We start from the raw sequence: 9,889 nt of genomic DNA, 5'->3' as shown, positions 1-9,889 counted from the left end.
CCAACACCCTAAAACCCCAACACCCTAAAACCCTAAAACCCCAACACCCCAACACCCCACACCTAACCCCTATAACCAATCTTGTTACTGTTCACCGATGGCTGATAGCTAATAGCTGTTTACTTGTTACTGGGATCGAGATGTTTTATAACCAAACTGTTGACAAAGGAAAACTGAAAAAACTGATCGCTTGGGCCTATCAAAACTACGGTTCGGCGCGCTGTTCACAAATGGCCGATGAATTGAAAAACCTCGGTTTTCGTTTCGCTACCAAAGCAGGGGTTTCCATTAGTGTGGATGATTTAACCGTACCGCCGGCTAAACGACAAATGATCGAAAGTGCCGAACAGGAAATCCGGCAAACCGAACAGCGTTATGTGCGCGGGGAAATCACCGAAGTGGAACGCTTCCAAAAAGTAATCGACACTTGGAATAGTACATCTGAATCGCTTAAAGATGAAGTAATTCGCAACTTCCAAGTCACCGATCCCCTCAACTCCGTCTATATGATGGCTTTCTCCGGAGCGCGGGGTAATATGAGCCAAGTGCGTCAGTTAGTGGGAATGCGGGGATTAATGGCTAATCCCCAGGGGGAAATTATTGACCTCCCGATTAAGACTAACTTCCGGGAAGGATTGACCGTTACCGAATACGTTATTTCCTCCTACGGAGCCCGCAAAGGTTTAGTTGATACGGCCCTACGGACGGCAGATTCCGGTTATCTTACCCGTCGTCTCGTGGATGTGTCCCAAGATGTCATCGTCCGCGAGGCAGATTGTGGCACTAATCGTTACATCGAATTAACCGCCATGACCGACGGTGATCGCGTGTTAATTCCCTTAAGCGATCGCCTATTAGGTCGTTCCCTGGCCGAAGATGTGGTGGTCAAGGGAGAAGTGATCGCCACCCGCAACCAGATTATCGATGACGAAACGGCCGAAAAACTGGGCAAACTGGTCGATAAAATCAAAGTCCGCAGCCCCTTAACCTGTGAAGCAGCCCGCTCGGTTTGTCAAACCTGTTACGGTTGGAGTCTGGCCCACGGTCATCCAGTGGATATGGGGGAAGCAGTGGGAATTATTGCCGCCCAATCGATCGGGGAACCGGGGACTCAGTTAACCATGCGTACCTTCCACACCGGGGGCGTATTTACCGGAGAAGTGGCCCGGCAAGTGCGGAGTCCCTTCGAGGGAACAGTGCGTTTTCTGCCGGGGTTAAGTATCCGTAACGTGCGAACTCGCCACGGGGACGAACGGGATCAGGTGGAGGCCCCAGGGGAAATTAAATTAACACCGAAGGATAAAACTAAAGAAACTGTCACCTACTCTTTAACTCCGGGATCGCTGCTATTCGTCACCGATGGGGCGACGGTAAGTGAGGAACAGTTACTGGCGGAAATAACCTCCGATAAGGTTCAAAAATCGACAGAAAAAGCCACAAAAGACGTAACCAGTGACTTAGCCGGCGAGGTGCTATTCTCCCAATTAGTCCCAGAGGAAAAAACCGATCGCCAAGGCAACACCACCCGCATCGCCCAACGGGGGGGATTACTATGGATTCTCTCCGGAGAAGTGTATAACTTGCCCCCAGGGGCCGAACCCGTGGTCAGTAACGGCGATCAAGTACAAGTGGGAGATGTTTTAGCGGAAACTAAGTTAGTATCCACTAACGGCGGTTTGGTGCGTTTAGCCCCCAATAGCCGGGAAATCGATATCGTCACCGCTTCCGTGTCTTTGGATCAGGCCGAAGTAAAAGTAGAAAGTAGTGCCGGTCGGGAACAATTTATTATTCATACGGTCGATGGTCAACGCTTCCTGCTGAAAACTACTCCGGGGACGAAAGTACAGAATCATGCCATTGTCGCCGAGTTAATCGATGATCGCTATCAAACCCACACTGGCGGCATGATTAAATACGTCGATATCGAAGTCTCCAAAGGCAGCCGCAAACAGGGTTATGAAATCACCAAAGGCGGCACAATCCTCTGGATTCCCGAAGAAACCCACGAAGTCAATAAAGATATCTCCCTCTTACAGGTGGAAGATGGGCAGTATGTGGAAGCGGGGGAAGAAGTGGTTAAAGACATCTTCTGCAACTCTAGCGGTGTGGTGGAAGTGATCCAGAAAAATGACATCCTCCGGGAGATTATTGTCAAACCGGGGCTGTTATTTATGGATCTCGAACCGGAATCCTCCGGAATTGCCCAAGAACAGTTAATTTACCCCGGGACACAGTTGACTCCTGAAGTGACGATCGAGGAGTTACGGCAAGCGGAATGGGTGGAAACTAACGAGGGTTTGGGATTACTACTGCGACCAGTACAGGAGTTCGCCGTAGAAGACCAATCCACTTCTCCCACCCAAGGTTCCGCTAACCAAGAAGGAGGACGACATATCGAACTGCGATCGGTGCAGCGCATTTTCTTTAAAGACGGGGAAAGAGTTAAATCCGTCGAGGGTTGTCAACTGATCAGCACCCAATTAGTCCTAGAAATTTCTAGCGAAGAACCAGAATCGGTCTCCCATCTGACGGCAGATATCGAGTTAGAACCGATTGAGGACAGGGATTGTCAGCGTTTACAGTTAGTTATTCTCGAATCCCTGGTGCTGCGTCGAGATAGTGATAATGATCCTTTAGGGGGTAATATTCAGACTCGCGTTCTCGTCCAAGATGGCGATGAAATTCCACCGGGGGCAGTGGTGGCCCGGACTGAGATTCAGTGTAAGGAAGCTGGCGAAATTCGCGGGATTCGCAAGGGAAGCGAAGCGGTACGCCGTCTTTTAATTGTCAGTGACCGTGACGAGTTTATTCTCCCGCTCCCCTTCGACGTAGCTCAGGGCAAGGCTGTTGCTCCCACCGTCAAAGCTGGGGATCTGGTAATCGCCGAAGCTGAGATCGCTGCCGGAGTTTTAGCCCCCAATTCCGGTCAAGTACTGGCCGTTGACCAAACCACCACCGGCTATGAAATCCGTCTGCGTAAGGCCCGACCCTACCGAGTATCGGCAGGGGCCATTCTGCACATCGATGAGGGGGATTTAGTCCAACGGGGCGATAATTTGGTGCTGTTGGTGTTTGAGCGCTCGAAAACTGGGGATATCATTCAAGGTTTACCGAGAATCGAAGAACTACTCGAAGCGCGCAAACCGAAAGAGGCCTGTGTACTAGCACGCAAACCGGGAGTTTGTCAAGTGGAGTACCAAGATTCTGAGATTGTCGATATTAAGGTGGTCGAGGATGACGGCACGATCACTGAATATCCGCTTTTAGGCAGTCAAAACCCTCTGGTGAGCGATAATCAGCGTATCGATGTGGGTCAGGCGTTAACCGATGGCCAGGCTAATCCCCACGAGATTTTAGAGGTGTTCTTTAATTATTATGTGGATAGCTTGGGCAGTTACGAGGCGGCCCTGAAGGCTTTGGAAAAAACCCAGATGTTCCTCGTCGATCAGGTACAGTCGGTTTACCAATCCCAAGGGATCGATATTGCCGATAAACACATCGAAGTGATCGTGCGTCAGATGACTTCTAAGGTGCGGATCGATGACGGTGGCGATACCAGTATGTTGCCCGGGGAATTGTTGGAACTGCGACAGGTGGAGACGGTAAACGAAGCCATGTCAATCACTGGTGGGGCGGCGGCTAAATATACGCCTGTACTACTGGGGATCACCAAAGCTTCCCTGAATACCGATAGCTTTATCAGTGCCGCCTCCTTCCAAGAAACCACCCGCGTCCTCACCGAAGCGGCGATCGAAGGCAAGTCTGACTGGTTACGCGGTCTCAAGGAAAACGTGATTATCGGTCGTCTGATTCCAGCGGGTACTGGCTTTAATGCCCACGAAAACATGGCGGGGATCAGCGATTACACCCCCCCAGAGGAGGAATATAACTACAACAACAATCGTGGTTATTACGCTCCCCCCGGCGGCCTCGGTTTCCCCCCTCGTCCCGGTTTCGGCGATAGTAGTGAGGATAGCGATATGATTCTTGACGATCAAACCGCTCGCGCCTACGCTGAGGGTGATGTGGTCGATTTAGAGGATGATGAAATGGCTTTTCTCTCCTCCCGCGGCAGCAGCCGCTTTAGTCGCCAACCCATCAGCGACAGCTGGTCAGAAGTTGACGGCGAAGGGGATGAGGACGATTTCGAGGAGGATTACGAAGAAGAATAATCTTCTGTCGAGATATGACGGGAAGCAGTGGGGGACACGGGGAGACAATGGCAATTTTTCCAGAGAAAAACCCTTGTTATTCCCCAAAAATCCCCTACTTCTCTCCCCAAACTCCCTAATTTTCCAGCTAATTCACACCAAATCCGTTTTTAATAGTGTGATTAACTCCCAAGTTATGGATTGTTTCTCCCTTCTCCCCACTCCCCTATACCTTCTAAACAGGATTTATAGTCATTTCAATTAAGATTGAGAATATCAATCCCAGAGTTCATAAGGGTTTTGTCGGTCTAGACTGTATCAGACTTATCTGAAATGACTATATAGCGGTGTGCAGTCGTATGAGGTACAGTGTCACGAGCTATAAACCATGCTAGGCAAAGCTTGGTTTGTATCTCACTCAAGCACTTACCGCTATAGTATCACCTCTGTTTGGCAATAAAGAAGGCAGCATTTTTCGTCAACCAGAAAGGGTACAAGGTTGAGATTTGAAGAATTTTCTCTCAAGTCGGGATGACAGGATTTGAACCTGCGGCATCCTGCTCCCAAAGCAGGCGCGCTACCAAGCTGCGCTACATCCCGAAGTCGATTCCTTTTTTAGTATAGCTTAAGAGCCGCATTCTTAATCAGGATACCAAAACATCCCTTTGATACCTTCGGGATCGAGAACAAAACCGAGACGACGATAGAAATCCACCACCTGCGGATCGGCGAAAAGAGTTATATTACTGATGTCTTCACCCCGCAACTTCCTGATCATAAATTTCATCATTGCTTTACCAAAGCCTTTACTTTGATAGTGAGGATGAACAACCACATCCCAGACCGTGGCATTAAAAGCGTGATCGGAAGTGGCACGAGCAAAACCCACTAAACGACGGCGATTGCCTCGCACTTCCCACATCGACACCACTAAAAAACTACATTCGATCGCCTTTTTAACTTTGCGTAAAGGACGACGGGCCCAACCTACCGAGTCACAAAGTTCTTCTAACTCGTATAGATCTAGCTCTCGATCGGTACTAAAAAACACTCGCGTCTGTCCGAGGTCATTCTGGGCAACCTCTACCAAGTCTCCCGAATAGTCAGGTGATGCAGTGACTTCGGAACTATTAAACAATCTTTTCCAAAAAACCATGCCGGGGGGCTACTGCCTCAATATTATCCTTTTAGCCTAGTATATTTTATTTTCCCCTCTCTAAGAACAATCGGGCAACCGGAGTCCAAATGTGATTGGGTGAGTACGGAGAGGGTGGGATTTGAACCCACGAACCATTGCTGGTTACTCGATTTCAAGTCGAGCGCGATCGACCACTCTGCCACCTCTCCAAGGCAGCTAGACCTATATCCTATCATTAGATCTCTTGCATAAATCAAAAAATTTTCTGCAAATGTAGGTAAAAGGGTTGCATATTATAGAGTTAAGGGTTAAAGATTAAAATTTCCCCTTTCCCCCTTCCCCGACTTCTGCAAGAGTGCAGGAGGTCTATTCTAGTACATTAGAAGTGTGATTAGGGGTTTCTGAGCAGGATTTGGGACGGAGGCCGATAGGCCAGACTACTTCGCCTCACCACCCCCGCCGGGATGACTGACTTATTCCTTTAATTTCTGTAATTTTCGGCTTTCACGGGAGAAAACTCAAATTAGAATAGGGAGGAGTGCCTTGAAATTGCTGTTTTGACGTATAGTCACCTCAATAAAATTTAGAAGCCCCTAGAGTTTATAGTTTTAAACATTTCTGTGAGGAAGATGTATTTATTATGAGTTCAATTATTGAAATCGGCGACCAAAAAATTAGCGCCTCAGATGTCTTGCCTCTTTTGGCAAAATATGGTATGATGCCGCAGTTAATCCGGGAAGTGATTATCGAGCAAGCGATCGCCAATATCACCTGCAATCCCGAAGAAAGAAACGCGGCCTATTCCCGTTTCTATCAAAATAATCAAATTGCCAACGATGAGCAAATGAAATCTTGGTTACAACAAAACGGGATGGATTCCGAGCAACTAGAATATCTAATTGTGCGGGACATTAAATTAGAAAAATTTAAACAGGAGACTTGGGATAACAAAGTAGAATCCTACTTCTTGCAAGTCAAAAATCAATTGGATAAAGTGGTTTATTCCCTGATTCGGACAAAAAATATCGGCATTGCCCAAGAACTATTTTTCCGAATACAGGATCGAGAAAATAGCTTCGCTGAACTAGCCAAAAAATACTCCCAAGGATCAGAAGCGGAAACTGGAGGACTAATCGGACCGGTGGAACTGAGTGCTCCCCATCCCCAGATTGGGCAAATTCTCAAGGCAAGTAAACCGGGGCAACTGTGGCCACCGACGCAAGTGGGAGAATGGGTCGTGATTGTCCGGTTAGAAAAATATTTATCCTGTGAACTGGATCCTCCCACCCGTCAACGCTTACGCAATGATTTATTCCAACAATGGTTAATGACTCAAATGCAAACAGTGAAATTTATCTCCGAATCAACCCTTCGACAAAGCTCAGGGCAAGCCCCAGTCAATAGCGAGCAGGTATCGATTATATAGCATTTCCTCGCAATACTGGGTAAACCCAGTCTTTTCCCCTAATTATTTGCCAACTTAGTCAATTTTCGCCTAGCTAATGAGTTATACCACTTTAGATTTTACCGCCTTTCTGGAGACTGTACAGCCCTTTGATCGCCTGCCCGTCGAGGTTAGACGTTCTCTGGGCCAGAAATTACAACCCTTTCGCTATGAGATGGGCAATGCCATACTCAAGTGCGATCGCTTACCCTCTCACCTCGTCCTTCTCTACGAGGGAGAGGCCAGACTTTTGGGTTATGATGCTAGGGTGAACAATCCGTTGCCGGTCACTTTGGCTAAATTGCAGCCCGGGGATTTATTCGGGTGGCTCAGTCTCCTGCGCGGTAGTCCTTGTGAAACGGTGATCGCTTCTTCGGAAGTCACTATCTGTCTAACCTTAAAAGAAGAAGATTTTTGGTCTTTAATCAATAATTACCCCGAATTTAAGCAATATTTCTTTCAACAAACCTCGATCGCTGAAGTTTATGCTGTCCTAGGCTCCTATCTTAATCAACAGGCCTGGGGTGGGGGGGACCTGAAAGAAATGGCACAGGCCCTTTTAAACAGAGCTTGTGTGTCCTACAACCAGATTAATGATGATTATCTCTGGTTAGTCAGCGAAAATACTGATAATTATCCTACCGGCACAGTTATCACCCAGAATAATCCGACTAGCACGCGCTTATTAGGTCTTTCCTCCGACCAGTTAGACGAATTCTTGACAGTTGCAACCGAAGCGGCTGCGGAAACAGAAACGGATGATATCTGGGAAACCCAAGTCATTAAGGGAAATAAACCCACCCAGGTATTAGATATCCCCCAAGGAAGAATCAGCGACATCACCAGCGATATCGACCTTGAAAAAACTGTCCAGAAAAACCGCAAGTCATATCCTTTTTTCAGGGGAAAAACGGAACTAGAGGCGGTGAGTGCCTGTTTTCAGATGCTCTGCAAATATTTTAATATTCCCTTTCGCAAAGACGTGATCCAACGCATTCTAGGGGATCAACTGCAAAGAACCGGCAGCCTTTCCCTACCTCTGTGTGGGGCTGTGGCCGAGGTAGTGGGACTCCATAGCCAATTAGTACCCCTAAATGCTTCTTCCTTGCCCAATATCAACCCTCCTGCCCTAATTCGCTGGCAAGACAGCATCGTTATCCTCTACGAAATTAATCAACGGGAAACCACGATCGCTGTTCCCGAACGGGGGATAATTAAACGCAAAACCAGCGAATTTCTGGAATCTTGGGACGAAAAAGGGGAAGTAATTCTGCTTAAACCCACCAAACACACCCAGCAACAGCGTTTTGGTTTATCATGGTTTTGGCCCTCTGTCAAGAAACATAAACGAGTCTTAATAGAAGTTTTTATCGCTTCTTTCTTCGTGCAGTTATTTGCCCTGGCCAATCCCTTGATGATTCAGGTGATCATCGATAAAGTGATCGTGCAGAATAGCCCGGAAACTCTGAACACCCTCGGGGTTTTCCTCTTAGTAATTGCCGTTTTTGAGGGAATTTTAACCTTTTTGAGAACATCTCTTTTTGTCGATACCACTAACCGCATCGACATGACCCTCGGTTCAGAAATTATCGATCACCTGCTGCGCTTACCGCTGAAATACTTTGAACGGCGACCTGTGGGGGAAATTTCGACAAGAATCAACGAATTAGAGAATATTCGGCAATTTTTAACAGGTACAGCCCTAACGGTGGTATTAGATGCCATTTTCTCGGTTATCTACATCGTGGTTATGTTGATCTATAGCCCGATCCTAACCGTTTGGGCCCTGGGAGTCGTGCCGATTTTAGTTCTCTCCACAGCTATTTTCGCACCGATCGTGCGGCGACAACTGCGAGCAAAAGCAGAACGAAACGCCGAAACCCAATCCTATCTAGTGGAGGTGATGACGGGAATCCAAACGGTAAAAGCACAGAATATCGAATTGCGTTCCCGTTGGCAGTGGCAAGAACGTTATGCGCGCTATGTGGCCGAAGGTTTTCAAACGGTAATGACCTCAACTTTGGCCGGTTCCTTTAGTCACTTCTTTAACCAATTATCGGGTTTATTAGTGCTGTGGGTGGGAGCAGCCTTAGTTTTAGACGGAAAACTCACCCTTGGTCAATTAATCGCCTTCCGGATTATCTCTTCCTACGTTACCTCGCCGATCCTGCGTTTGACCCAACTCTGGCAAAACTTCCAAGAAACTGGCCTATCGCTGGAAAGATTGGCCGATATCGTCGATACTCCCCAGGAAGCGGAACTCGATCGCCAAAACATCCCCATGCCCTTAATTAAAGGCACTGTCACCTACGAAAACCTGGCTTTCCGCTTCAATCCCCACGGCGCCCTGCAACTATACAACGTCAATTTAGAATTCCCCGCCGGCACTTTTGTCGCTTTGGTGGGAGAAAGTGGCGCCGGGAAAAGTACCATCACTAAACTATTAGCTCGTCTCTACGAACCAGAATCGGGACGAATTCTCATCGACGGCTACGATATCAACAAAGTGGAACTCTATTCCCTGCGTCGTCAAATCGGCATGGTTCCCCAAGAAACCCTATTATTTGACGGTACGGTACAGGAAAATATCGCCCTGACTAACCCCGATGCTACTGTGGAGGAAATTGTCTCGGCAGCAAAAGCAGCCGCAGCCCACGAATTTATTATGACCCTGCCCAATGGCTATAATACCCGCGTCGGTGAACGGGGGGCATCCTTATCGGGGGGACAACGACAACGGGTTGCGATCGCTCGTTCCGTCCTGCAAAGACCGCAAATTCTCATTCTTGATGAGGCCACCAGCGCCCTCGACTATAACACCGAACGGCAAGTGTGTCTGAATCTCAAGGAAGCTTTCAAGGATCATACGGTCTTCTTTATCACCCATCGTTTAGCTTCGATCAAATCCGCCGATATTATTGTCATGATGGATAAAGGAACAGTAGCGGAGGAAGGCACCCACGAGGAATTAATGGCCAAAAAAGGCCTTTACTATACTCTCTATAAACAACAGGATTCGCAAATCTAGTCAGTCAGGAGACAGGAGTCAGGAGACAGGAGTCAGGAGACAGGAGTCAGAAGCCGGTAGTCAGGAGATTGTCTTTATTTATGATCCCCACTACCCCACTACCCTCTCCCCAATTCATAATTCATAAT

The 9,889-nt window shown here is 47.8% G+C and carries 4 protein-coding genes and 2 tRNA genes; 3 read left to right on the top strand and 3 right to left on the bottom strand.

Translation table 11 applies throughout. The features are described from left to right. The first annotated feature begins 140 nt into the window (after nucleotides 1–140). Nucleotides 141–4,172 carry a DNA-directed RNA polymerase subunit beta' gene (locus IQ234_RS17990; RefSeq protein WP_193958081.1) on the top strand — a complete coding sequence of 1,344 codons (4,032 nt, stop codon included), beginning with the start codon at nucleotides 141–143 and terminating at the stop codon, nucleotides 4,170–4,172. Nucleotides 4,173–4,677: 505 nt separating this feature from the next. Here IQ234_RS17990 and IQ234_RS17985 read toward each other — a convergent pair. The 3 genes from IQ234_RS17985 to IQ234_RS17975 form a co-directional block, all read right to left on the bottom strand. After that, nucleotides 4,678–4,751: transfer RNA gene (locus tag IQ234_RS17985), tRNA-Pro, on the bottom strand. A 40-nt stretch (nucleotides 4,752–4,791) separates the two neighbouring features. Beyond that, on the bottom strand, nucleotides 4,792–5,307 hold the full coding sequence (locus tag IQ234_RS17980) for a GNAT family N-acetyltransferase (RefSeq protein ID WP_104397101.1): 516 nt from the start codon (nucleotides 5,305–5,307) through the stop codon (nucleotides 4,792–4,794). A gap of 106 nt (nucleotides 5,308–5,413) precedes the next feature. Further along, nucleotides 5,414–5,498 (bottom strand) — tRNA-Ser (locus IQ234_RS17975). Between the two features lie 431 nt (nucleotides 5,499–5,929). Between IQ234_RS17975 and IQ234_RS17970 the strand changes: the two genes are divergently transcribed. Next, nucleotides 5,930–6,715, top strand: a complete 786-nt coding sequence (locus IQ234_RS17970) for a peptidylprolyl isomerase (protein WP_193958080.1) — start codon at nucleotides 5,930–5,932, stop codon at nucleotides 6,713–6,715. Nucleotides 6,716–6,791: 76 nt separating this feature from the next. Beyond that, nucleotides 6,792–9,761, top strand: a complete 2,970-nt coding sequence (locus IQ234_RS17965; RefSeq protein WP_193958079.1) for a peptidase domain-containing ABC transporter — start codon at nucleotides 6,792–6,794, stop codon at nucleotides 9,759–9,761. Nucleotides 9,762–9,889 lie beyond the last annotated feature (128 nt).

It is taken from the genome of Microcystis aeruginosa LEGE 91341 (genome assembly GCF_015206885.1).
Taxonomy (GTDB): domain Bacteria; phylum Cyanobacteriota; class Cyanobacteriia; order Cyanobacteriales; family Microcystaceae; genus Microcystis; species Microcystis aeruginosa_H.
Note: the sequence above shows the minus strand (reverse complement) of the source record. Positions and strands in the feature narration are given on the sequence as shown.